This window comes from Mucilaginibacter ginsenosidivorax (assembly GCF_007971525.1).
In the GTDB taxonomy this organism is placed as follows: Bacteria; Bacteroidota; Bacteroidia; order Sphingobacteriales; family Sphingobacteriaceae; genus Mucilaginibacter; species Mucilaginibacter ginsenosidivorax.
This window is the reverse complement of the sequence record NZ_CP042437.1, coordinates 5,984,104-6,009,206: the sequence shown is the minus strand read 5'-3', so window position 1 is coordinate 6,009,206 and position 25,103 is coordinate 5,984,104. Positions and strand designations below refer to the sequence as shown.

General features: G+C 44.0%; 18 protein-coding genes. 11 read left to right on the top strand and 7 right to left on the bottom strand.

Annotated features, from left to right (window positions below; all coding sequences use genetic code 11):
* The first annotated feature begins 257 nt into the window (after positions 1–257).
* From FSB76_RS25025 to FSB76_RS24980, 10 genes are all read left to right on the top strand, one after another.
* Positions 258–1,457, top strand: coding sequence for a head maturation protease, ClpP-related (locus FSB76_RS25025; protein WP_147058277.1), 1,200 nt, complete (start codon positions 258–260; stop codon positions 1,455–1,457).
* A 168-nt stretch (positions 1,458–1,625) separates the two neighbouring features.
* Positions 1,626–2,834 (top strand): hypothetical protein, encoded by a 1,209-nt coding sequence (locus tag FSB76_RS25020; RefSeq protein WP_147058274.1) that lies wholly within the window; start codon positions 1,626–1,628, stop codon positions 2,832–2,834.
* A 111-nt stretch (positions 2,835–2,945) separates the two neighbouring features.
* Positions 2,946–3,533 (top strand): hypothetical protein, encoded by a 588-nt coding sequence (locus FSB76_RS25015; protein ID WP_147058272.1) that lies wholly within the window; start codon positions 2,946–2,948, stop codon positions 3,531–3,533.
* Between the two features lie 175 nt (positions 3,534–3,708).
* Entirely contained in the window at positions 3,709–4,992 is a 1,284-nt protein-coding gene (locus FSB76_RS25010) for a hypothetical protein (protein ID WP_147058270.1), read from the top strand.
* Positions 4,993–5,171: 179 nt separating this feature from the next.
* Entirely contained in the window at positions 5,172–5,786 is a 615-nt protein-coding gene (locus FSB76_RS25005; protein ID WP_147058268.1) for a DUF6712 family protein, read from the top strand.
* A complete protein-coding gene (locus FSB76_RS25000; RefSeq protein WP_147058266.1) occupies positions 5,786–6,715 on the top strand; it encodes a hypothetical protein in 930 nt (309 codons plus the stop codon). The genes FSB76_RS25005 and FSB76_RS25000 overlap by 1 nt, the downstream gene beginning before the upstream one ends.
* Entirely contained in the window at positions 6,715–9,156 is a 2,442-nt protein-coding gene (locus FSB76_RS24995; protein ID WP_147058264.1) for a GDSL-type esterase/lipase family protein, read from the top strand. Before FSB76_RS25000 ends, FSB76_RS24995 begins: the two co-directional genes overlap by 1 nt.
* Positions 9,157–9,215: 59 nt before the next feature.
* Positions 9,216–9,995: an FkbM family methyltransferase gene (locus FSB76_RS24990; RefSeq protein WP_147058261.1), complete on the top strand. Its 780-nt coding sequence runs from the start codon at positions 9,216–9,218 to the stop codon at positions 9,993–9,995.
* A 489-nt stretch (positions 9,996–10,484) separates the two neighbouring features.
* On the top strand, positions 10,485–10,718 hold the full coding sequence (locus tag FSB76_RS24985; protein WP_147058259.1) for a hypothetical protein: 234 nt from the start codon (positions 10,485–10,487) through the stop codon (positions 10,716–10,718).
* Between the two features lie 15 nt (positions 10,719–10,733).
* Complete coding sequence (locus tag FSB76_RS24980) at positions 10,734–10,994, top strand: hypothetical protein (protein WP_147058257.1); 261 nt, start codon at positions 10,734–10,736, stop codon at positions 10,992–10,994.
* Between the two features lie 13 nt (positions 10,995–11,007).
* Here FSB76_RS24980 and FSB76_RS24975 read toward each other — a convergent pair whose 3' ends face one another.
* The 7 genes from FSB76_RS24975 to FSB76_RS24945 form a co-directional block, all read right to left on the bottom strand.
* On the bottom strand, positions 11,008–12,120 hold the full coding sequence (locus FSB76_RS24975; RefSeq protein WP_147058255.1) for a Fic family protein: 1,113 nt from the start codon (positions 12,118–12,120) through the stop codon (positions 11,008–11,010).
* A gap of 200 nt (positions 12,121–12,320) precedes the next feature.
* Positions 12,321–13,397, bottom strand: a complete 1,077-nt coding sequence (locus FSB76_RS24970; RefSeq protein ID WP_147058253.1) for a glycoside hydrolase family 76 protein — start codon at positions 13,395–13,397, stop codon at positions 12,321–12,323.
* A gap of 60 nt (positions 13,398–13,457) precedes the next feature.
* Positions 13,458–14,618 (bottom strand): glycoside hydrolase family 76 protein, encoded by a 1,161-nt coding sequence (locus FSB76_RS24965; protein ID WP_147058250.1) that lies wholly within the window; start codon positions 14,616–14,618, stop codon positions 13,458–13,460.
* 61 nt (positions 14,619–14,679) lie between these two features.
* Entirely contained in the window at positions 14,680–15,816 is a 1,137-nt protein-coding gene (locus FSB76_RS24960) for a SusE domain-containing protein (protein ID WP_147058248.1), read from the bottom strand.
* Positions 15,817–15,857: 41 nt separating this feature from the next.
* Positions 15,858–17,489 (bottom strand): RagB/SusD family nutrient uptake outer membrane protein, encoded by a 1,632-nt coding sequence (locus tag FSB76_RS24955; protein ID WP_147058246.1) that lies wholly within the window; start codon positions 17,487–17,489, stop codon positions 15,858–15,860.
* 10 nt (positions 17,490–17,499) lie between these two features.
* Positions 17,500–20,889, bottom strand: a complete 3,390-nt coding sequence (locus FSB76_RS24950) for a TonB-dependent receptor (RefSeq protein ID WP_147058244.1) — start codon at positions 20,887–20,889, stop codon at positions 17,500–17,502.
* A gap of 207 nt (positions 20,890–21,096) precedes the next feature.
* Complete coding sequence (locus FSB76_RS24945) at positions 21,097–22,056, bottom strand: FecR family protein (protein WP_147058242.1); 960 nt, start codon at positions 22,054–22,056, stop codon at positions 21,097–21,099.
* Positions 22,057–22,305: 249 nt separating this feature from the next.
* Between FSB76_RS24945 and FSB76_RS24940 the strand changes: the two genes are divergently transcribed.
* The gene (locus FSB76_RS24940; protein ID WP_147058240.1) at positions 22,306–24,981 is read left to right on the top strand and encodes a DUF7133 domain-containing protein; all 2,676 of its coding nucleotides are present in this window, start codon (positions 22,306–22,308) and stop codon (positions 24,979–24,981) included.
* Positions 24,982–25,103 lie beyond the last annotated feature (122 nt).

The following is a 25,103-nucleotide window of genomic DNA, read 5'->3' as shown; positions in this document are numbered from 1 at the left end:
ATTTATCGAATTAAAGGATCAACAGAATTTTAAAAATTCGAAAATTCAACCAATTCGTTTAATTCGAGTTCAGACAAAATTCAACCACTGACAAACTATTGTCACCACCAAAACAAAAGCAAATTACGACCTTTGAACTATGCTAATCGGCATTAAAAACATTAATCGGATTTCATTCTGAAAATTCTAAAATTCTGAACATTCTGATTCAGACAAAAAATCTCAAATCTCATATCTAACATCTCAATTCTAACAAGATGAGCTACAAAATCTACTTATACGATACCGAAACCGATTGCATCGGGTCGGGCAGTTTATCATCGGCATACATACAAACGCAGCTGCAGGAAGCCGCCGGGCAGGACCTGGAAGTGCACATCAGCTCGGTAGGCGGCAGCGCGTTTGATGCCATTGCCATATATGATCTGCTTAAAAAATATCCGGGCAATGTAACTACCTACATTGATGCCCTGGCCGCCTCGGCCGCCTCAATAGTGGCCATGGGCGGTAAAACCATTGTGATGAGCAAATATGCCCTGCTCATGATCCACAAACCCATCGTTGGCAGCGGTGGCAATGCCGATGAACTTTTAAAAGATGTACAGATGTTGAATGTAGTACAATCGCGCCTGGCGCAAATCTACATGGACAAGTCCGGGTTGGACGGAGTAACAGTAAACAGTTTAATAAACTCCGTCACCTGGATGACTGCCGACCAGGCCCTCGACATGGGCTTTATTGACCAGGTAGAGGATTACAACCCCGAAATTACCAACAGCGCCGTCATCAAAAAATATACTACCACAGCCCCTGCGGTTTACCAGCGATGCATTAACAAAATCTTAAACAATAAAAACAACATGAACATCGAAAACAAAGAACTTATCGAGAAAACCACGTCGGTTTTGGATAAGATTATGAACTTCTTCAAAAAAGTGGTAAACAAGCAAACCATTACCGACAAAGGTACCCTGCACCACGCCGGCGAACTTGCCGAAGGCGCCGAAGTGTACAACGACGAAGACATGAGTGCCCCGGCAGCAACCGACACCTACACCACTGCCGATGGTAAAAAGATTGACGTTAAAGAAGGCCAGGTGCTAAAAGTAGCCCCCGCGCCCGAAGCCGACCCTGAGGCCGAAGATGAGGACGATGACGTACCAACAAGCAAATTAAACCCGGCAAAAAAAGCTACCGAAATTCAAAACCGCCTGCAGCAACTGAAAGCACGCCTGCATGCCCAAAACGCGCTGTTAACCGAAGCCCGCACAGCCCTTGAAGAAGCAAGCAACCGCCTGCAAAAAACCCGCACCGAAGTTAAAAACGAAATAAAATCAACCTACAGCCCCGAAGGCTCCAAACGCAGCAACAAAGCAAAAACAGAAACCACACCCTTCTTCGCCCCGCAAAGCGAACTGGCTAAAAATGCGGTGAAAAGGGCGGTAGCGGCCCCCTAACCCCCTGAAGGGGGAACGATAGTTCGCAAATTCATCTTAGTCCTTTTTAATAAGCTATCCCGATAGTCCAAACTATTCCTGTCAAAAGCTGCCGGGGGCTAATCCCTATAATTCAATCACATTAATCAAAAAGCTCCCCCTTTAGGGGGCTGGGGGGCAAACCTTTTTATGGCTCAATTTACATTCACCAACAACACCTATGCCGGCGAAGCGCTGGCCGGGTTCATGGCAAGCACGCTGCTGGAAGCCGACTCAGTAAAGCGTGGACTGCTCACCGTTATTAACGACGTTAAAGCCCGCAAAATAATCCTTGATGTGGACGACGACGTTGTACTGCAAGACCCATCGGGCATATTCCACGACCAGGGCACCACCACCCTGCAAACCGAAAGCTACCTTGATCCCGTAGTGTACGAATTTATGAAACAGGAACAATGGGACAAACTGGCCCAAAGCTGGGAAGCCCAATCCCTAAAACCAGGTGCCTTTATGGATTATGAAGGCATTGTTGACCTATCTGACTTTATGGTGCAACGTTATTTAACCAAAATACAGGTAGCCAACGAGCGCCTGTACTGGTTAGGCAAAGGCTCAACCAAGGAAGCCACCTTTAGTGCACCATTTGCGGGTTTATTGCCAACCATTGCCGCAGCATCCGGCGTGTACAAAGTGGGCCTTGGCAAACCAACAACATCGATGAGTGCTACAGCTATCAGCGCTTTAGGGGTAGTTACTGTTGCCGATACCTCCACATTGGCAGATGGCGACGTAGTAACCGTTACCCAGGTTACCGGAACCAGCAAGGATACCACCAACGGCGCGCCAGGTATAGACTTGACAGGCCAATCGTACTTTATCCAGGTATTAACATCTACCACGTTTAGGCTGGTACGTAACTACAACGAGGTTAACAGCCGCAAACCGGCAACATTCCTGAATACCTCATCAGCGGCAACCATCAGCTACATTAACGTAAGCAATGTACTGCAGGTATTGGGCAGCGTTTACGCCCAGCTTGACCCCGCCGACCGCATCCAGGAAGATTTTAACCTGCAAATCCCTTTACACGTAGGTTATGCTTACGCACAGGCACAGGCCAATAAGGCGCTAAACGTTATCAACGCCTTTACGGATATGAAAAAGATGGATTACCTGGGTATTCCGTTGCAAATCATGAACCACTGGCAGGCCAACACCATCCTTGGCGCCCGCTCATCAAACCTGTTTTTAGGGGTCGATCTGCTGGGCGATGCTTCAGAACTATCCACGGTTTACATGAAGCCCTACACCAACGACAACGTAGTACGCATGAAAGCCCGCATGAAAGCAGCCGTAAACTTCAAGTTTGCCAACGAGCTGTTTTACTTAAGTGCTTAAGCCCCTCCTAAATCCTCCCCGGTAGGGAGGACTTTAAAATTAATTTTCCAACCAGCCATCCAAAAGTCTCCCCTACCGGGGGAGATTTAGAGGGGGCTTAATAACCAACACATGTCAATTTACAATAAAATAAACGCGGGCTTTAAACTGGGTACAGACGAGCCTGTAACATCGGGGATAGAAGATGTTATTTACATTTTTAACCAGGATGATATCACCCTTACTTATGATGTTACCAATCCCTTAATCATTACCGGCCTGGCAGCGGTAGGCAGCGCCAAAATATATAAGTTTGAGGGTACCAATAACAGCTTTAATACCATGAGCAAGCTCACCAAAACACAGGTGGGGCCACGCTATACCGAAGAGATAGATTTTAATATTGCCGGCTTATCGGTTGATATTAAAGGCCAGCTAATGGCGATGGGCTACGGCCGGTTACGCGCCATAGCGGTTAACAACTACAAATCGAGCGACTCGGCAATCGAGCTTTTTGGCGCCGTGAACGGATTGATCCTGACAGATGCCGAACGCAACGCAGCCGACGAAACCCTGGATGGCGGTTACAAATTAAAGCTAACCAACCCCGATAAGTTAAAAGAGCCCTACCCTCCCCGCGCCATCTCCATCGCACCCGAATCCGGTTCGGCCACTTACACCAGCACTATTGCAGCTATCGAGGCGCTGTTAGCTATTTAATTATTGAATTATTGATTGATTGAATTATTGAATTATCGCTGGCTGTTAAATTACTTGGCCAATTCTATTCAAACCTAACCCTTATCAATCAATAATTCAATAATTCACTCATTCAATAATTAATCTCCCCCCTTATCAATCAATAATTCAATAATTCACTCATTCAATAATTAAAATGAAAACCTACTTACCGCAAATTGAGCGAAGAATATTGGTAAGGCCCAACCAAACCTACGGGATACTAAATTACGACCTGGATAACGCTTACCCGCAGCGGATGCTGGAATTGGTTGCCGGATCGCCAACGGCTAAAGATTGCTGGAACAAAAGGGCCAAGTTTATTGGAGGCAACGGATTTGAAGCCGATGGTTTAGGCAAACAGATCATCAACACTAAAGGATTGACCCTGGCTAAGCTTTTGAAAGCGATGGCAACAGATAAAGCCCTTTTTACCGGCTTCGGCATCCACGTAAATTATAATGCCAATTTTAAAATAGCCTCGGTTAATTACATCAAGTTCGAGGACATCCGCATGGGCGATACCGATTGCCCCGAAACGGCCAATAAGTTTGCCATTTATAACGATTGGGGCCGCAAAACCTGGAAAAACATAATGCGCAGCAAGGTGATATTTTTAGATAAATATGACCCCGACCCCACGGTTGTGCAGCAACAGGTTGACGATGCCGGCGGGTGGGATAAATACAAAGGGCAGCTGCTTTATTTTAACCCCGAGATTGATGATTATCCCCTGATAGAAGCAGATTCGGTTTGGGAGGATTTTGAAACCGAAGCCGGCATCAAGATATTCAACAACCGCGAGGTTACCACAGGCTTTTTGCCATCAACCATGCTGTTCATGAAATCGCGCCGCGAAGAGGCCGATAACAGCAGGCCCGATGCAGATGAATTTGGAGGAATAAATACGCCCTCGCAGCTGGAACAGGATTTAGGTGCCTTCCAGGGAACAAAAAGCGCGCAAAAAATTATTGTTATCGAATACGAGGACGAAAATTCGAAACCAGAATTTAAGGCCTACCCTATCCAGAATAACGATAAGCTCTTTGAAACAACCGAACGATCTGTTGAAGCCCGTATCATTAAAGGCTTTTCTGTCCCGAAGGAACTGGTAAACGCCGAAAAATCATCCGGCTTAAGCAATGGCGGCGAAAAGAAACAGGCCATTATCGAATTTAATGACAATACCGCGCCCGACAGGCTGGAGCTGGCCGAAACCCTTGCCGAAGTTTTTAGCCACTTTTATACCAACATCAATCCGGCCGGTAATTGGGCTATCACACCCGTGCCTGCTATCGCTGCCGACGATAGCCCGGGGATTAAAGCGGGTAATGCAATCAATGATCTGCTTTCATCTGCTATCCCGTTGCAAAATAAAATTGCTGCCCTGGTTTATGCCTACGGCTTTAAACAAGCCGAGGCGGAGGCTATGTGTAAATAGCAAGCCCCCTCTAAATCTCCCCCTGAAGGGGGAGACTTAAAAAACTTTGCAAATCAAAAGCTTCTCTCCACCTGGAAAGATTTAGAACGGACTTTCGCACGCTCAGAAAATAATTATTAACCTGCCACCCAAAAGTCTCCTCCTTCAGGGGAGATTTAGAGAGGGCTAAGCGCCATCCTATGATCTATCTCATCAACCAAACCACGTTTCAGCAATACGAAGATATTACTGTAAACATAAAACCCGAACGCCTGAAGGTATTCATCAAAAAAGCGCAGGAACTGGACTTGAAACCATTTTTGGGACATGCCCTGTACTATGATTTTTTAAACCATTTTAACGAAGATGGCACCCTGCAGGATGATGCCCCACAACCCTACAAAGACCTGTTGAATGGCACAGAGTATCTTGACGATTACGGCCATATTGTATTGTACGAAGGCCTGGCTCCTACTATGGTATACTTCACCTTTGCCCGTTTTATTGAAAACGATGCCGTGCATTATACTGCTACCGGCCCGGTAATTAAAAGGCATGAAAATGGCGATGCCCTTTCATCGCCCGAAGTGGTAAAACTGGTGCAGCAGCAACGCAGCATTGCCAACGCCTACGCCAACGACATTGAAAAGTTTTTGTGGGATAACAAGGCCGATTTCCCCCTATGGCGATATAACGCCAAAAACAAAAGCAGCAGGCAGGCTGGTCCGCGCATAAGAGGAGTGGACAAAACCGACTTTAATTATCCGGGCAGCTACAACAACTACAATTTAACCATTACCGAATTTTTAAACTGATGGCAACCGATAAAAAAATAACCGACCTGCCGGTAGCATCCGCCATCGCCGCATCCGACAACTCTATCCTGGTAAAAAACGGTACCGATTACCAGTTTGCATTCAGCACCCTGATGGAGTTTATAGGCACCGGGTTAACCGTTGGCGCGACCATCTCCTTCGGCACCACCCTACCTGCCAATATATCGGGCAAAAACGGCGACGTTTTTATAAACACTGCCACAGGTACCCTGGCGCAAAAAATAGCCGGCACCTGGGCGGTGGTTTATACCTTCCCCACCGGAAATGCAGCCGATGGAACCATTTTATATGGCACCAGCATCCCGGCAACCGCTACTGGTAAAAATGGCGACACTTATATAAACACGCTAACCGGTATCTTCTACAAAAAATCGACAGGCGCCTGGGCACAGGTATTTTCCATGCAAACAGGCCCTGCCGGGGTTGCTGGTCCGCCAGGCGCAACCGGGCCGACCGGTGCGAATGGCAAAACTATATTAAGCGGCTCCACCAACCCCTCCAATTTGTATACCGGCACCAATGGCGATTATTACATCAACACCGCAACCTACACCTTCTTTGGTCCAAAGGCAGCCGGCGTTTGGCCGGCAGGCTTTTCGCTGGATAACACGGATGCCGAGGCTATAGCTAATGAGGCTGAGTTAAGAAGCGCAGCTGATGCGGGGTTGCAGGGACAGATAGACGCATTGGCCGGCAGCTTTGATATGCGGGCATTTATATCAGCGGCCCCGGTTTGTACAGATGAGGCGGCAGCAGTAACAGCGGGATTAGCAGCATATACCCTGTACAAAACAGCTACTGGCGAACTAAGATATAAATTACCTAACCCCGTTACACCCAATGCGCCAACTGGCGGTACGGTTGATGACACGGCAGATACATTCACATATACAGGAGGCGAAGCATAATGAAACGACCACTTACAGACCACGAATACCAAATAAATGGCGGCGAATGGATAGGCTGCACCACATCTAATTGCACCGACCACGGAGACGGAACTTACACTATTACCGATGGATTAGATGTAAATATCCCCATCGGTAGTCTAAAAGTACGGGTAAAAGCATTAGGGATTAATCCGGCCAGTGCCGTGCTTCAAAATACGGCGGCGTTTAATGGGCAAGAAGGCAGCGATATTCCATTATTTTACATCAATCAGGTTAAAACGATGGCCGTTGGTGATGCTGACCAATTGTTAAGCGTTGTATCAAGCAGCGCCGGTGCAGTTACGTTTGTATCATCTGATACGTCAAAGGCGACAATTGTAGTAAGTGATGGTAATTCATACCTCCATGCCGTGGCCACAGGCGATGTCACTGTAACGGCATACCAAGCCGCTGATAGCAGTTATACAACCGCGACCGACCATTGTTTATTCACAGTTGTGGCGGCAACTACGGTCGATGACATTACGTACAGTACAGTAGCTTTAGGGAAAGCTGCAACTGCTGATAACGGTAGCTTTAATGTACGGGATTTAACTACTTATACCCTAAGAAAATACTCGATGGTAAGCGGCAAAGCGGTTTATCAAAAAACTATCCCATCAACTGTTTTGACAACAATAAAAGCGGTAAAAGAAATTATTTACAGCGAAAGCTTGGGAGCTATGCCCGCCAGCCCTATCGTTGACGTAGATAGTAGTTTTGCAGCATATCATTTTAACAAGTTAAAAAACATTGGAGCATCAAACACACTTGATAATAATTTAGTTCAATTTGCTGGCTTTAAAAGGGTAGCCGACCATGGAACTGTTACCATAACACAACTATCCGTTAATTCATATCAATTTGATTTTGTAGCTGCGTATGGCGACGGATATGGCGCTTTTGTTAATTGCTTGCAGGATGTTACGTTGCCAGCGGGTGCGTGGTCGCTTGCCTGTGAAGTAAGGCTATTGCCCGGAGATAGCGGCAAAAGTGCTTATTACGGGTTGGTTTTAGACGGTAGCGGCGCTTCTTATCTTACGATGGCCTTAACTGATACAGATCAAACCATAACATATCCTGTTTTTGAAAACAACACAGATACGGGTGTCGGTTACGGATTTCCGTTGGCGGCATCGTTAACTGGAGTGGCAACAACGCTTTCAATTATTGTGTCTAATATTCGTTTTATACCTGGTGTGGGCAGTGGCGTTGCCTCCGAACTGATACCCGATCTTGTTTTCAATAAGGGTATAGATTATTTGGCAAACGGTGTAAATGCCGATTTGAGTTTCAAATTTTCCAATGCCATAGCAGGAGCCGGTAACGGATTGATCCACTATGAAGCTGACGGCGCAAGTTTAACAATACCACAGGCAACTATGTTAATAGCAATGAAGATTCCATCATCAGGTTTTTTATCTTATAATGTTTTGGCATCACAAAGTGGTGAGGGCCTTCTTTTTTATCTAAATGACAGATTTTTGACTTATGTCGGCACTTGGTTTGGCACTATTTCCGAGACCGCATATGATTTTATGCAAAATGAATGGTTTATATTAGCTATATCCTACAGCGAAACGGTTGCCGATATTTATATAAACGGCTTACGTATCGCAAAAAGGGTTGGAGCATTTGGCAACATTACTTTAGATAGGCTTTTGTTTTTAGGTGGAGATAATAATGACTTTAAGGCGTATGGTGATTTATCAACCCTATCGTTTTGGAATTCAAAACTAAGTGATGCTAATATAGCCGCAGCAACTACCATAGTAAAAAATCGGATGCGGCTAAAAAATCATTTTGTACCCAAACCGAAATATTTCTATATCTCTGAAGGGGATAGTATTACCTGGCTAAACGATTCTTATCAAAGGTTATTGAGGGACGCTTATACGCCGCAGTTATTTGGTTCAAACCCTGCGGAAAACGGGGCTGTATTAGGAAATCCGGGTGATACATTGCCAGCGAATTCAATGTATGCACGTCAGTCATGGGTTAATCAGGCAATTGTTGATGCCATTGCGGATGGAAGAAAGGTCGTGATGACAATATTGATAGGCACCAATGATATGGGGGCTTTAACTTCATCAGCAGCAGTAACGGCTTATTATACTAAGCTTTGTGATTATGTTGGTACGGCACGGGCGTTGGGCGCTAAGGTTGCTATGTCCACAATACTCGATATCGACAATTTGGGTTTTATGTCAGCTGATAAAACATACCTCATTCGGCTTAATAATTTGATTAGGGGTGATGCTACCCAATGGGATGGACTGATAGATTATTATGCCGACCCGGCATTTACTACTGCTACCACCACTTATTATAACAGCGATTTGGTGCACCCCAATGGTGCTGGTTTTGCTAAGATGAAAGTTATTGCAAAACCAGTTTTGGATGCTTTATTGGCCCTTTAATGGGCATCTAAAACTCTCTATATACTTTGAGTGTTTAAGGAGTTTTCTTACTTTCGTTAATGATGAAAGATCTATTAAGCCGTCTCTTAACTCCTTATTTAAAATATAAGATTAAACAAAGCTTGCAAACATCTGCACAAAAAAAAGCTGACCTATTAGAAATCGAACGAAAGCAGGCTTTTTACAGTTCTTTTATAAATTCAGGCGATGTTTGTTTTGATGTAGGTGCTAATATGGGTAATAGGATTGACCCATTTCTAAAAATTGGAGCAAGGGTTATTGCGATAGAACCTCAAAAGATTTGCAATGCTTTTCTTTCCGCAAAATATGGTAAACGAATAACGGTTATTAAAAAGGGGTTAGGAGACTCCGAAACGGTTAAAGATTTTCATTTGTCAGATGAGTCTATTTTGTCGTCGTTTTCAGCAGAATGGATTGAGGGTGTACAGGAAAGCAAACGGTTTGGTGATAATAAATGGCGCAAAACCATACCTGTTGAAATAACAACAGCGGATAAACTGATTAGTCAGTTCGGATTGCCATCATATATAAAAATCGATGTTGAAGGATATGAATTGGAGGTTTTAAAAGGATTAAACCATCCGATTGCTATGATAAGCTACGAGTATACTGTTCCGGAACAATCTGAACGGGCTATTATGTGCATCAAACAAATTGAACTTACTAATAAAAACATCGAATGCAACTATAGTATTGGTGAGAGTATGGAATGGGCATTAGACTCGTGGTTAGATGCGTCTGCTATGATTAAACACATTAGTTCAAAGCAGTTCACAGATACAAATTTCGGTGATGTTTACGTACGCACTAAGCAATAAGTTTTATTGTAAGGGTGTTAAAATGACATAAATAATAGAGGTGTATTTTATAGATTACTACAAGTAATATTGCCTGTCTCCCACTTTGAAAAACGATTAGCAAAAATAGCTTTCTATAGCCACAGACGTCTGTTGGCAAAATTGCGCAATCAGCGATTTATAGTTAAAGTATCTCAGACCGTTTTAGTATTTGAAAACTTCTTAATATAACACTATTCGAAAATTGATTGTATTACCCGCCCGAATCGAATTAGGTTCACAGATAGTTAGATATGTTAATTTTTTCGTTTTAATCATAAATATCCATCTTTAGTCGCATAATTGCATGCTATCCCGATTCAATAAATATCCAATTCTATTTTTTTATTACCTAAAACTCTTCAGCTCCGCTTTAATAATTTGAGTGCCTTCTTAGTGTTACTTGGGCGATTTCGTCTAATATTATTAACCCATAGCCCTATTCAACCCAAGGCTATTCCCCCCCCAATCATGGAAAAAAAATATTCGTTCTGGGAACGTATCACCAGTGATACGCCCTCATTTTTTAAAAAAGTTCAAATTTTAGGTGCAGGCCTGGTGGCTGTTTCTGTTTCGTTGACAGGAGTTGGTACTATTCCGGTTGCTGTGACGGCCATAATGGCTGCCGTTGGCACAACCATGGGCGCCATAGCCCAGTTTGCCGTAAAACAACCCGAACCTGATACCACTACTTCCGAAATATAATTTATTTAACCAGTTATGGCAACACTCGATCAACGTGAAATCAGGGGGATTACCCTCAAAAACATCACCGTCACCATCATCAGCACCGTAAGTATAGTTGTTTCTGTAATGACAACTTACTTTCAATTAAAAGGGGATATACGGGACGTCCGGTCAACCCAGGAAACTCAAAACAGGGTTAATGAAATACGCCTTAAAGTTCTCGAGGGTGAAGTGGCTATCCTGCAACAGGAAGTCAGAGAACTAAAAGACAGCAAAATTCGCAAGGGCGCGTAGCTAAGCTGCCTGCTTAGTTTTCTAAAATGCGCACCAAGTCATCGTTAACATAAAACGTTTCTCTGCCATCTTTAATCGGGCTCAAAACTTTTGCATCAACCAATTCACCAAAATATTTGGTGAGTGTTGTTCTGGATGTAATGCCTAAGCGATCTCCAATTAATTGAGGCTTGATGTATGGCTGACTAAAAATCAATTCGTTTACCTCCTTGCTATACCATTTAATTTTTCCTTTAGCGTGGATGAGTGTCGCTTCCATTTGGGCAATAATGTTATTAATAAGCTGGCTTGTTAAATGGGATGTGTTTTCGACGGCATCAAGCATGTATAATATCCAGGGCTTCCACGATCCCCGTTGCGTAACAATTCCAAGATTGTAATAATAATCTTCCTTGTTTACAATGATGTATTTTGACAGATAAAGCACCGGCTGGTTTAGCAATCCTGCATGCACCAGGTACAACAGGTTCAATATTCTGCCGGTGCGGCCATTTCCGTCAGAAAAAGGGTGTATCGCTTCAAACTGATAATGAGAAAAACACATTTTGAGTAAAGGATCAGTCGGATATTGCTTATCATCGTTTAAATATTCCAATAAATTATCCATCAGTTTTTCTATTAATCCGGGGCCTCTTGGGGGAGTGTATATCACTTCCCCTGCTCTGAATTCACTCTGCCCACGCTGGATTACCGTTAACGATGCAGGCGACCGCAAACCGGCGGATGACTGTTTAATTTGCCTAAATATACCGGTGATGCTTTTTAAATCAATCTGATTTTCCTCTTTTATCAGCCTATAACCCTCCCACAATGCTTCACGATAGCGCAAAACTTCTTTGGTGGCTATATTGGCCCTGTCTTCCTGCACAGTATCCGAAACTGCTTTATACAATTCGTCTTCTGTTGTAAAAATGTTTTCAATCGCGGTAGATGCCTGAGCTTCCTGCAGGCCTATAGTGTTTACCAGCATTAATGGATTAGGCAATCGCAAAATACCAACATTTACCGCTGCCAGCGCTCTTGATGCGGTTACCAATTTTTTAAAGATATCGATATCATTCTCAACAGCCTGATCAGGGGGAAGTAACGGTAAATTATTGAAGGGCTTGGTTCTGTCGTATGGCATATTTTATATGTTCACATTTTAATAAAAAATGAACACATGGCAAATTAATAAAAAATAATGGACAAAATCCAACAACGTGTTCATTTTTTAATAAAAAATGAATACGTCATGAAAAAACATCATGAAATGAACACAAAAACGCCATATGTCCATTTTTTTATTAAAAATGGACATATGCCGTTTTTGTAACACTATCGCAGCTAATTCAGCTTCAGATTATCCAGCCGGGAATAAATCTCCAGCATGGCAGCCTGGTCAATCAGTGATTTTACCTTTTTAGGCCCTAAAAGATTTTGATCATCTTTTTCCTGCGCCCAGGTGCGGTTGGCATCATCTATCATGAACTGCAATTGGGCTTTGTTTTTGTCCACTTTATACAATTCTATGTATCCTCTAAGCAAAACGGCGTTAAACCAATAATTACCCGGCAAGCGACCGTTTCGGTAAAAATGCTTTTCGGCAGCTTTAGCTACGTTTTGTGCATCATGGAGATACTTTTTGTCATGGGTAATATTGTACAACAGCACACCCGATTGCAGCATGGTCCCTGCATTATAAGTATAATACGCCGAATCAACTTTCATAGAAGGTACCCTGATGGCATCATAATAAACACCGTTTAACGATAGCAAATGTTCTTTTGCCCAATTGTAAGTAACAATTGCAGTATCCAGATACGCTTTTTGATGGGTGGCCTGGTATAACTGCAGGGCCACTAATATAGCCGGGCCGTTAGAACAGGTGTTTTTGCCTTTTTTATCCCCTTCTACCCAATAAAAACCGCCGCCGCCAACCTTATCATGGCCCGACAACAGGAAACGGTAAATCATTTGGGAAGTTTCCAGGTACTCTTTTTTGTAGTTTCGGGCGTACGCGTCCATCAGCGCTATGGCAATCCATTCATTATCATCATAAAACCGGGAATCAACTTTTTCCCTGGCCACCATGGCCTGGTAACCTGGTACCGGCGGTTTGGCAGAATAATACTGATCAATGGCTTTCATAACCGGAGTTATATAATTTTTTGAAGGATTGCCTGCCTCCATTTCATTTGCAGCCTGCACCATAGCGCATAATGGCCACAAAAAAGAGTGGTTACCCTTGTTGGCCGCGCTATCATTAGTTTCGAAGTATAAATTTACTTTTTCATCGTAAAACCTGTCATAAATGTTTTTATTAATGATGGCAATCCGGTTTTTATAATTGGCACTTGTTTGGGCGGTTGCAGCCGACACTATTGCCAGGCACAGGTAAATGGTTGATATTATTTTTTTCATAGGTTTATGCAGGGTCATAGAAGTTATCTTCCGGCTTTAAAGCCGGAAGATAACTTAAAATTACAATTTACCGTCGGCTTTTAAGGCTGCCGCAGCTTCTACCATCATCACGCCACTTAACTGTGTGGTTAAATCGGTATTGCCAGATGGCAGCGTTTTCCAGTCGGGGCTTACAAAAAGCGCCGGTCGGCTTATACCTTTGGTATATAAGGTTTGCGCATTATATTTCAAAAACTTAACAAAGGCATCACGATCAGTTGAACTCACAGCGGGCTCCTGTATCAGCAGGGTAAGGTACCTAACCAAAATCCCCTTAAACAATCCGCCATCACCTTGTCCCTCAGATTTCAGCAAACCGCCGGGCGATATATCCGTATCGTTAATAGTTGCATTGGCATTTCTAACGGCATCGGCAAGATAATCGGCATTTTGGGTAACGCGGTATAGTTCAAGCGCGGCCCCCATATAAACACCCTGGTTATAGGTGAATTTATTTTTACTGATCTGCCCGTCGTGATTTCCATTAATGCCATCCCAAATTATCCCGCTCGAAGGGTCAACCAGCGTAGCGCTCAGCCAGGTGTAAAGGCTTTTGGCCAACGTAAGGTCGGCATCGTTCTTTTTTAAAGCATACAAGCGGCAGGCAAATATAATAGCCGGTGCATTGGCTGGTGTATTTTTATAATCCAGCTGCGATTTGCGCCAGGCTATGCCACCGCCCTGGTTATTATTCTGGCCGGTTTTAATATCAGTCCAAAGTGTATTTGCTGCATCAAGGTAATCATTATCATTGGTTGCGGTATAGGCGCGCAGGCTTGCCAGGGCCAGCCATTCCATATCGTCATAATATTCGTTTTGGTATTTATTACCATTGGTAACACGGGTACCATTTAACAACGATTTCATCCGCTGTTTATAAACATCGTTCTTGGTGCGTAAAAATGCATCAGTAAAAATATCCAGCGTATGTGCCTGGGGCCAATAGTTATAATTGGTATTACCTGCATTATCCTGCACAAAATAATTACCGTTTGCAGATAGATAAGTACTGTAAGTTTTTTCCTGTAACGAATCGGCAGTGGCGGCGTATTTGTAATCAACCGTTGCTGTTTTATTGTTGGGATAAAGCGGAAAAGCCTTGTCTTTTAAGCACGATGTAAGCACCAACGGTATTAGTGATACCAATGCCCATTTTTGTATATGTTGAGGTATGATCTTCATAAATTATGTTTTAAATTCTGCACCAGTAAATAATACCGGCACAGAATTGATAAGTTTATTATTACTTAACGGTAACAACATGGGTATACGCAGGTACGTCTGCGCTCCAGATAATTTTAATATCCGCTTTACCATTATCGGCACGGTGATCAAATTTAAAACAGTAATCATACTGGGAGCTGTTTACGGGTACCATGTAGAAATAAGACGCTGCCGTTGTTGCGGTAGCCGGGCTATTATCTGAATTGGTACTGCCGTAGTATTGCGTAGATGTTGCGCCAGTGGCATCTTTAAGCGTAAACATAAACTTATAACGCTCATCCCTGCCCCATGACTCCTGATGGAAAACGATAGATGCATTATCAATTTCCCAACTGCTGCCACCAACGTAAGGCAGGTTAAACCAGATTTTATTATCGGCAGCAAACCATAAACCTACCGATACAACTTCTGTCAGCGATGCTGATGCTGTGGTAAAATCAACTACAATTTTCTCAACTTTTGTAGTGCCGGCCACGGTAGTACTACCATCTTTCAGCAACTTAATACCATCTATTGAATAAGCCGCCGGTGTGCCGGTATTACGTTCGGCAAAATGGAAAGCCCCAGCTTTTAGCGAGGTGTAGGCTTCAAAAACACCGGTCGATGTTTGTTTTAAATGTACAGCCTTGCTCAGGTCATCGCCGCCTTCGGTGGCCGTTCCGGTAATGTACAAATCGGCAGGAATTTCGCTGAATCCGGCGGCACGCTGTACCTCGATGGTACGTGATAAGCTGCTTTTTTGTACGTTGATCCCTTTTGATGACATTACCGTCCATTTTAATTTACCGGTTTCCTGTGGCTGGATGCCTGCCAGGTCAGCAATTTTATTCAGGTCTTTAAAAGAGATGGTCAGCTTATTATACAAACCATTACCATCGGAGGGCAGGGTATAAACCGGCTTTGAAAAATCGCCAGTAGCTTTATCAAAAGCAACCTCGTACATCACCAGGCCATTATCTTCGGCCTGTGCCTGTTCCCACTCAAATGAAGCCGATCCTGAAGCTGGCTCAAGCTTGATGAATTTGTTATCGACCGGGGCAAAAAAGTTTTTCACTGGCGATACCTGGGTATGCTGTAAGGTTTTATCTTTTTTACATCCCGAAACAATAATAAGTGCCAATATGCCTGCCATGAGGCAGAAAGTAATTTTTTTCATGATCTTAATTGATTATAATTTCTCTACAAATAATTATTGAACTACCAACCTGGATTTTGTGTAAGATTTGGGTCGACAGCACGTTCGTCCCTCGGAACCGGCCATAAATAGGCTTTGCTTTTATCAAAGCTTCGCAAATCGGCCCTGATGTACCCATTATCTACAGAAGCTGGCCCAAATTTGGCCCCATGCGACCAGCCGTTTAATACCACTTCGGCTGTTTTCCACCTACGGATATCAAAAATGCGTAAGCCTTCCATAGCCAACTCGGTACGACGCTCGTTTCGAACAATGCTACGCAGATCGGCCTGGGTAGCGCCACTGAAAGTAAGCGCGGCAGGGTCGGTAAAACCGGCGCGACTTCTTAAAGCCTTGATGGTTTTATCCCATACCCCGCCATCCAACTGGCCCAATTCATTTTTAGCTTCGGCATACATGAGCAGCACATCAGCATAACGAATAAGGATAAGGTTTAAACCCGACTGGAAATTTACGGCAGATGTAGGGTCGTAATATTTGCGGATATAGTAACCTGTTGGCGAACTCACTTTACCGGGTGCATATTCATCCAGTTTATCCGTACCCGGATCAGATCCTGGTTTGGTATAAATGGTTTGGGTACTGCCATCCGTTTTTTTCCATTTGTATAAGTTGTAAACTACTGTATTGGTCATCCGCGGATCGCGGTTTACATATGGGTTATTCTCGTCGTAACCAGATCCTGCATCGGTAATCTTTTTACCGTTGGCCATCAGGTAGCTATCAACCAGCTCCTGTGTGGGGGCAAGGGCATTCAGGCGGGCACCAACTGCGAGTGGGGCAAAATCAAAAAACTGGCTGTATGTTTTAATAAGTGGCACAAATTCCAGATCGAGTATTACCTCGCTGTTATATTCGTTTTGAGGTAAAAACACACCTTCGTAAGATGAGAACAAGCTATAAGTGCCATTGCTGTTATCGTTAATCAATTTTTCGCAGGTGGTGGCCACATCCTGCCAGCGGCTATCATAAAGATAAACCCTTGCTTTTAATGCAATGGCAGCGCCTTTGGTAATACGGCCCCTGTCTGCAGCGGCATAAGCGGTGTTTACCGGTAATGCAGCAGCGGCAGCGTCCAACTCCTTCAATACAAAATCAATTACCTGCGTTTTTGGTGTACGGGCAATGGTTTTGGCGTCGGCTATTGATATATCCTTGTCAAACAAAGGCACATCGCCAAACCAGGTGGCCAGCTGAAAATAGTGATAGGCACGGATAAATTTAGCCTCGGCTTTCATGCGGGCTTTAAGGGTGGCATCCATAGAGGCTACCCTATCAACATTTTCCAGAAATATATTGCAGGTTTTGATACCTGAATAATGATACCCCCACTCCTCTTTAATACGCCCAAGCGAAGCATCATAAGTGCCGGCTGCAAGTGATGCTACTCCGTTGGCATCACCGCGACCATTGTACGCATTGTCGGATGCGCCTTCATTGTAAAAGAAATAATCTGAGCGGAACATTTGCGAATAAGCAGTATTTAGTACGCTGTTCGCTTTTTCGGTTGTTGTCCAGAAGTTGATATCGGTAAACTTATTTACCGGTGCCAGATCGAGCTTTTTACAGGCTGAAACCATAACAGTTAACAGGGCTATAAAAAACACGGTTCTATATGTTGTTAATTTCTTCATGTATAATAAATTATAATGTTACATCAATACCAAACCCATAATATATCGGCGTTGGATAAGCCCTGCCGCTATTGGCACCGCCAGCCTGTACATTACCGTTAAATTCTGTCGACTCAGGGTCAAGGAATTTCATGCCCGAAAAGGTTAGAATGTTTTGACCTGAAACATAAGCTCTTACTTTATGTGTACCTATAGCCTTGGCTACAATTTGCGGTAACGAATAACCCAGGGTTACGTTTTTAACGCGCAGGTACGAACCATCGAAAATGTACATATCAGATCCGCGCCTGAAATTGTTGGTATTTGATTGACTGCCGGCAGCTGCAAGGCGCGGATAACGGGCATCGGGGTTTTCGGGAGTCCAGAAATCTAATTGATGCTGGTAAATAACCTGCGAATAGTTAAAATGGAAGGGTTCAACCTGCTCGCCACGCACAAACATGCTGCGCTTGCCTACGCCCTGCATAAACAGATTGAAGTCAAAGCCCTTGTAAGTTACGTTATAGGTAAACCCAAATGTTAAACGGGGGAAACCATTACCTAAAACAAACCTGTCGTTATCATCAATTACTCCATCCTTATTAACATCCACATAACGGTTATCGCCCGGCGAAACAGTTAAACCGGCTGGTTTGGGTCCGTTAACAATATCGTTAAGGTTTTGGAAATAGCCATCGCGTTTTAACCCAACGTACGAGCCAATTGGCAGGCCAACTTTGTTGATAACCTGCAATTCGTCATAAGTTTTAATCTGGTCGCCGCCTTCAAGAGATAATACTTTGTTTTTGGTATCGGCTACGTTGAAGGAAAAAGAGTGGTTAAAGTTTTTAGTTGTTAAACGGTAATTAACGGTTAGCTCCCATCCCCTGTTTTGAACCTTACCTGCGTTATAATCGGGTAATCCGGCGCCAAACACACCAGGCACTATTGGCGGCAGCAAAATGTCCTTTGTTACCTTATTAAAATAATCGGCAGATATGGTTAGGGTATTTTTCAGGAATCCAGCATCAATACCCGCATTAAATGTGGCAGCCCGCTCCCAGCGAATATCCGGATTAGCGAATGATATGGCCGCGCCACCAACACCTGCGTTGTTAAAACCATAAGCATTTTGGAAAGGGCCATAAGTACGTTGGTATTGGTAATCGCCTACGTTTTGATTACCCAAAATGCCATATGATGCGCGCACCTTTAAATCGCCATAGTTATCGCGGTAGCTTTGCATAAAATTCTCTTCGGTAACCCGGTAACCTACCGATCCCGATGGGAAAAAAGCGTTGCGGTTTTTTGTATTAAACTTTGATGAGGCATCTATCCTGAAATCAAACTCACCATATATCTTATTCTGATAATTATAACTTGCTCTACCAAAAGCGGAGTTCAAACTGGTTTCCGTGGTGTTATTATTGGTATTTGACGATGCAGGGTCAATTATGGTACCCGTTGTCGGCGTACCCAATTCAGGGTCGGTGTATTTAAGGTATAGGCTGTTGCCCTGGTTCGTTGTCGACTCATTGGCCACACCTACCAATACATCTACGTTATGTGATTTATTGAATGTTTTGGTATACTGCGCAATTACCTGTGTATTTAAAAACAGGTTCTTGTTGTTTTCGTCATTCGTATTCCTGTCAGCGCCGTATGTCCCTTTCGGGAAATAATCAACTTCTATCACCCTGCCAAACATGTGGTTTGATAGCAGTGTTCCGCCAAAAACACCTTTCAACTTAAAGTCTTTAGTAACGGCCAGCTCCGCGTTTAAATTACCGAAGATGTTGTCGTTATCGCGTTTGCGGTAACCGCCTGCTTCTAAAATCCCCAGCGGGTTAAATTCAGTTAACACATCATTGGTCAAATACCTGCCCTGGTCGTCCCTAATCTTGTAATAAGTTGGTGTTCTGCCGGCATCAACAATAAGGGTTGATGTGTTGTAGGAATGTTCTTTAATTTCGGTACGGGAATAAGCCAGGATGCTGGTCAGCTTTAATTTACCATATTCGGTACTCAGGTTCATGCGGTAATTATAGCGACGCAAACCGTAGTTAGGTCCAACAAGGTTGCTCCGCTGATCTGTTACTCCGGCCGATACCAGGTATGACGAAGTTGAATTACCGCCGGTTAAAGCCAGGTTATGGTTTTGCAGCACCGCATTTTTTAAAATGGCATCCAAAAACCATTGCTGGTCGCCTGCCTGTTGAAAATTGCGAATGTCCTGCGGGCTGTAGATTGGCTGCAAACCTGCATTTACCACAGCCTCGTTCCTAAGGATGGCATTTTCATAGCTGTGAACTGGTTTATAACCAACATGGGGTTCCTGTACCCCGCCCTGCCCGTTGTAGGTAAGCTGAGTGTTGGAGTTTTTCTTACCTTTTTTTGTAGTAACCAATATTACACCGTTTGCTGATCGCGAACCATATATGGCAGCGCTGCCTGCGTCTTTCAAAACAGAGACACTTTCAATATCCTGCGGATTAAGCAGGTTGATGTCGCCGCCGGTAATACCATCTATCACCACCAATGGGCTGTTATCGCCTAAAGTACTTACACCACGAATGTTAATGTTTTGATAAGCACCCGGCTCGGAGTTAGTTTGCTGGATGATAAGACTTGGCGATGTGCCCTGCAAAGCCTGCGTTAAATTTACAGAGGGTTTGCCTTCAATGGCTTTTGAAGAGATCTGATCGACCGCGCCAATAATATTGGCCCGTTTTTGTGTACCGTAACCAATTACAACTACTTCATTTAATGAAGTACGTTCGGGCGATAGCTGCACGTTAAGCGTGGTTTGATTATTTACCGGCACTTCCTTTGGCGCGTAACCAATAAAGCTAAATACCAGTATATCATCGCTGCCCACGTTAGGCAGGGTAAAAGTACCATCTACGCCAGTTATGGTGCCGGTTGTAGTTCCTTTTATTTTGATGCCTACGCCAGGAAATGGCAGGCCCGTTTCGTCGGTTACTTTACCAGTAATTTTAATAGGGACCGGCGGGGCCTGCTGTATCCCGCCTGTACTGCTTTCTACCTCGGCTTTTTCATCAATAACAATTACGTCATCAATAATTTTATAGCTAAGGTTAAATGGAGTTAACACCTCATTAAGCAAGCTTTTGATGCTTTCATTTTTGGCATTCAATGTTACCCTGAAATCCGGCTTCAGCACATTATCCGCGTAAGCAAATTTAATATGTTTATCGGCCGATATTTTATCGAGCGCATCAGAAAGCCTTGCATTTTTGAGCTTCAGCGTAACCGAAATCTCCAAAAAGCGTTGGCCAAATGAATCATTTGCAACCGCCGAAAGGCACATGAAGCAAACAACAAAGCAGGCGAGCGAGGTAAATTTCATTAATATTAATACATAACGAACTACTCCATTTGAAAATAGAGATATATTCATAGATTTGAGATAATTAAAGTGTTTGAAATTGAGTGCTTTGTTCTGAATTGGACCTCGAAACGTTGCACTTATTAATACGCTGCATTTTAGTAACCCTGTTCAAATCCCTTTGATCAGGGTTTTTTGTATGTATTTATGTTGTCATGCTCTTCTATTTAGGTTAGCTAATAATTGGTTATATTTTGGATTAATTGGTTTATTTTATGGTTAACAGCCTTTGCCTTTAAGGTGGTAGCCCCCCTTATCTTGTATCGCCTTACCTTTAACAATTTTTGATAAAACCTTCATTACGGTTTCCAACGATTTGTTGGTCAGGTCGGCTGTTATTGAACATCTCACCAGGTTGATATCTACATCAACTTTCACATTGAAGCGATGCTCAATCGTATTTATCACCTCTGGCAGCGGCATGCGTTTAAATATCAGGTCGCCGCTTTTCCACCTTACCAGTACATCAACATCAACCATTTCGGTTTTAACGGCCTGGTTATTATCCTTATTAAATATTACTTCCTGGGCGGGGGTTAAGAAAATAGTTTGCGATTTTTTGGCATTGTTAGCCACCGCTATTACACCTACCTTACCGCTCAACACATCCACCTTCACAAAATGATCTTCGGGATAGGCTTTTATATTAAAGCTTGTGCCCAATACCTGGGTGCGTACAGCGCCGGTATGAATAATGAATGATTGATGATCATCATGCGCTACATCTAAGAAAGCTTCACCTGTTAAAGTAATCTCGCGGCGGTCGCCCCGGAATTTATCCGGATAGGTAAGTTTACTGCCGCTGTTAAGCCATATTTTGGTGCCATCAGCAAGGGTTATATTTACAATTTTGCCATTGGCCGCCGTAATTTGTTTAGTGGCTATAGGCGAAACATAGTTGAGGATATCATTACGGTACAAATATGCCGACAAGCACAAGCCGGCAAGCAGCGATGCAGCAACCAACCATTGTTTGGTTAGGGTTTTGATTTTGCCGCCGCCATCAATTTGAGCGGCAATACGGTTGTATACCTTATCGCTGTTAAATTCAACACCATGATGGTTTGCTTCGGGTAAGTTACCCAAATCCAATTCGTCAAAATACTGATTTACGATTTCTTCCTGCAAAGATTGGTCTTTAGCAGAGACTTGTTTTTTCCTGAAATTAAACTTTCTCATGGTTTATATATGCAGGATGCATTGAACATACCCTACCCCCCAAAAGAATTTGATTTTTTTTAAGCATTGTTTAAAATCAGATTTTTCCACCTCGTGCCGGGAGTGTTTTACAACCATAGGTTCTGCCCACTCATTTAGGTTTAATTTATCCTCACAAATTAATTTGAAAATAATTGTACCTATACTTCAACTAAACACATAGATTTATCTTTTGATTAACCTGCTTATTCAAAACCAATTTACACACCTATGCTTAAAGTTTCCTTCAACCTTATTTTTGTCATTATTTTTTTAGGTATGCTTAGCTACTTAGCCGGCACCATGTTTAATCCCGAACCCGGTGGGCCTAAGCCAGCGTTACAACATCAAAAAAACGGTAACATTAACCCGCACCCGGATACATTGAAATGGCCTGCCGATTTAACGGTGAGCACATTTGCAGGGCCAGAACTAACACCAAGCCCAGCCTGTATTGCTGCAGCGCCAACAGGCGAGGTATTTGTTGGTGTGGATATGATAGGATCGTTGGGTAAAACACCGGGCAAAGGAAAAATTTTAAGGCTGGTAGATAGCGACAATGATGGCAAGCTTGATAAGCATACCGAATTTGCCGAAGTAGATGATCCGCGGGGAATCCTGGTAATGGGCGACCAGGTTTTTGTAATGCATACTGTGTTTTCAAAAGAAACCGGCAAAGCTACCGGCATGAACCTGGAAGTTTTTGAAGATAAAAACAGGGACGGCATTGCCGACGGACCAGCAAAGCCACTTATTGAACATATCAGCAATGCGCACATGCTGGCCGAGCGGGGCACCGACCACGCGACAAACGGTATACGGATGGGCATTGACGGCTGGATTTATATTGCCGTTGGCGATTTCGGCTTTCATGACGCCACCGACCGAAGCGGCAAAAAGCTGACCATGCTGGGCGGTGGTATTGTGCGGGTACGGCCAAACGGAACCGAGATGGAAATTTATACGCATGGTACACGCAACATTTATGATGTGGCCATTGACCCTTACATGAATATTTTCACGAGGGATAATACCAACGATGGTGGCGGCTGGAACATCCGTTTTTCGCACCATATCCAATCGGCCGAATATGGATACCCGGTATTGTTCCAGCATTTTACCGATGAGATTTTACCGGCGCTGGTTGATTTGGGCGGAGGGTCGGGCACAGGATCGTTGTTTATGGACGAACCTACCTGGCCGGAAAAATACAACCACGTACCCATGACTGCCGACTGGGGCCGAAGCGAACTGTATATCAACAGGGTAACCGCCGATGGTGCCAGCTTTCAACAAAAGGAAGAAGAATTTATCGCATTACCACAAATTACCGACCTTGATGTAGATGGTTCCGGCCGGCTTTATCTTTCGGCATGGGATGGTGCCGGCTACTCCGGCGACCCAGCCAAAGGTTATGTGGTACGGGCTGTACCCCGCAACTGGAGCTATAAAGCATTCCCAGACCTTAAGGCTGCTTCGGCAACCGAATTGGCTAACTACCTTAAATCGGCAAGCGCGGTAACCAGGCTAAATGCATCACAGGAATTGATAACCCGCCCGGCCGATGAAGCAGCCAGGCTATCGCTGGCCGTTGCGACTGATGCAGCCTTGCCACTGTATGCCCGCGTAGCTGGCGTATTTACCTATGCCCAAACAACAGCCGAAAAAGGCGTACCTGCATTGGTGCAACTAACGCAGGATAGCAATTTAAGAGAATTTGCTTTAAGAGCCCTGGCCGACAGGAAGCAAAGTATACAAAACGTACCGCTGGATTCATTTTTGGCCGGACTGAAAGACCCTTCCGACCGTGTGAAGGCTGCGGCTATAGTGGGCCTGGGCCGTATTGGCAACCAGGCATCGGCACAGCCCTTATTAGCAACACCTGTTCCGGCCAGCTTTGTAGCACCGGGCAAAAATGAGGAAGGCCCGCATGCCAAACCCAATTCGGCAATCATCCCGGCACATTTGGCGGTAAGGGCCCTTGTTGGTTTAAACGCTGTTAATGATTGTGTTAAAGCTATCGGTACGGCCCATTCAATCCTGGCATTATGGGCTTTAAGGTATATGTATGATACCAAAGCGGTTGATGGTTTAATAGCATCGTACTCAACTGTTAAGGACGAAAAAACAAAAAAGCAGATACTGGTAACCCTGTCTCGCCTGTACAAAAAAGAAGCTGATTATGATGCTTCGTGGTGGTGGGGCACAAGGCCCGATTCGCACGGACCAATTTACAAGGGCGTTACCTGGGATGCTTCGGCCCGGATTGCCGGGTTTTTAAAAACCGAATGGACAAAATCAACTCAGAAAGGAAAACAGTTTTTTGCCGATTTAAATGCCCGCCATCAAATGGGGATTGCAGCTTTTGGCGGCGAAGAAAAAACCGAGACCACCAAAGAAGTGAAGATAGACCTGGCAAAAATTGCCAACAAGAAAGGCCAGATAGGAAAATCATCTATTGAAGATATCATGCTGATGCTTGCAAAAATAAAGGGCGACCCTTTTAAGGGAAAAGTTCTTTTTGCCCGCCAGGGCTGTATAGCCTGCCACAGTTTAACCAGGGCCGAAAAACAGAAAGGCCCGTTTATGGGGCAGATAGGTTCGATCATGACCCGGCAACAAATTGCAGAATCTGTTCTTAAGCCGAATGCATCCATCTCACAGGGCTTTGCCACGGTAATGATATCCGCAAAAGGCAACAAGAGCTATATGGGCTTTATTACAGAAGAATCGGCCCGCAAAATAGTGATGAGGAATATTACCGGCGACGTTTTTACAATTAATACCGCCGACATACTGAGCCGCAAAGAGCTGAAAACATCCATGATGCCAACCGGCCTTGCCAACGCACTATCATATGATGAGTTTGCCTCCCTCGTTACTTTTCTTTCGCAGCAAAAAAATTAAACGGGGTTGAGTGGGTGGTGGTGGTCTTTTATGTTGATTAAATTTATGTCCCCTCAGGGTCTCTCGGAGAGGACCCTGAGGTACCCAATCATCTCGCATAAACGCGGCTTGGGACTTGGGAC

Coding starts and splice junctions, on each gene's coding strand:
- FSB76_RS24980 (WP_147058257.1), top strand. CDS start 10,734: ATGGCAACACTCGATCAACGTGAAATCAGGGGGATTACCCTCAAAAAC.
- FSB76_RS24965 (WP_147058250.1), bottom strand. CDS start 14,618: ATGAAGATCATACCTCAACATATACAAAAATGGGCATTGGTATCACTA.
- FSB76_RS24975 (WP_147058255.1), bottom strand. CDS start 12,120: ATGCCATACGACAGAACCAAGCCCTTCAATAATTTACCGTTACTTCCC.
- FSB76_RS24955 (WP_147058246.1), bottom strand. CDS start 17,489: ATGAAGAAATTAACAACATATAGAACCGTGTTTTTTATAGCCCTGTTA.
- FSB76_RS24950 (WP_147058244.1), bottom strand. CDS start 20,889: ATGAATATATCTCTATTTTCAAATGGAGTAGTTCGTTATGTATTAATA.
- FSB76_RS25000 (WP_147058266.1), top strand. CDS start 5,786: ATGGCAACCGATAAAAAAATAACCGACCTGCCGGTAGCATCCGCCATC.
- FSB76_RS24970 (WP_147058253.1), bottom strand. CDS start 13,397: ATGAAAAAAATAATATCAACCATTTACCTGTGCCTGGCAATAGTGTCG.
- FSB76_RS24945 (WP_147058242.1), bottom strand. CDS start 22,056: ATGAGAAAGTTTAATTTCAGGAAAAAACAAGTCTCTGCTAAAGACCAA.
- FSB76_RS24995 (WP_147058264.1), top strand. CDS start 6,715: ATGAAACGACCACTTACAGACCACGAATACCAAATAAATGGCGGCGAA.
- FSB76_RS24985 (WP_147058259.1), top strand. CDS start 10,485: ATGGAAAAAAAATATTCGTTCTGGGAACGTATCACCAGTGATACGCCC.
- FSB76_RS25005 (WP_147058268.1), top strand. CDS start 5,172: ATGATCTATCTCATCAACCAAACCACGTTTCAGCAATACGAAGATATT.
- FSB76_RS25020 (WP_147058274.1), top strand. CDS start 1,626: ATGGCTCAATTTACATTCACCAACAACACCTATGCCGGCGAAGCGCTG.
- FSB76_RS24990 (WP_147058261.1), top strand. CDS start 9,216: ATGATGAAAGATCTATTAAGCCGTCTCTTAACTCCTTATTTAAAATAT.
- FSB76_RS24960 (WP_147058248.1), bottom strand. CDS start 15,816: ATGAAAAAAATTACTTTCTGCCTCATGGCAGGCATATTGGCACTTATT.
- FSB76_RS24940 (WP_147058240.1), top strand. CDS start 22,306: ATGCTTAAAGTTTCCTTCAACCTTATTTTTGTCATTATTTTTTTAGGT.
- FSB76_RS25015 (WP_147058272.1), top strand. CDS start 2,946: ATGTCAATTTACAATAAAATAAACGCGGGCTTTAAACTGGGTACAGAC.
- FSB76_RS25025 (WP_147058277.1), top strand. CDS start 258: ATGAGCTACAAAATCTACTTATACGATACCGAAACCGATTGCATCGGG.
- FSB76_RS25010 (WP_147058270.1), top strand. CDS start 3,709: ATGAAAACCTACTTACCGCAAATTGAGCGAAGAATATTGGTAAGGCCC.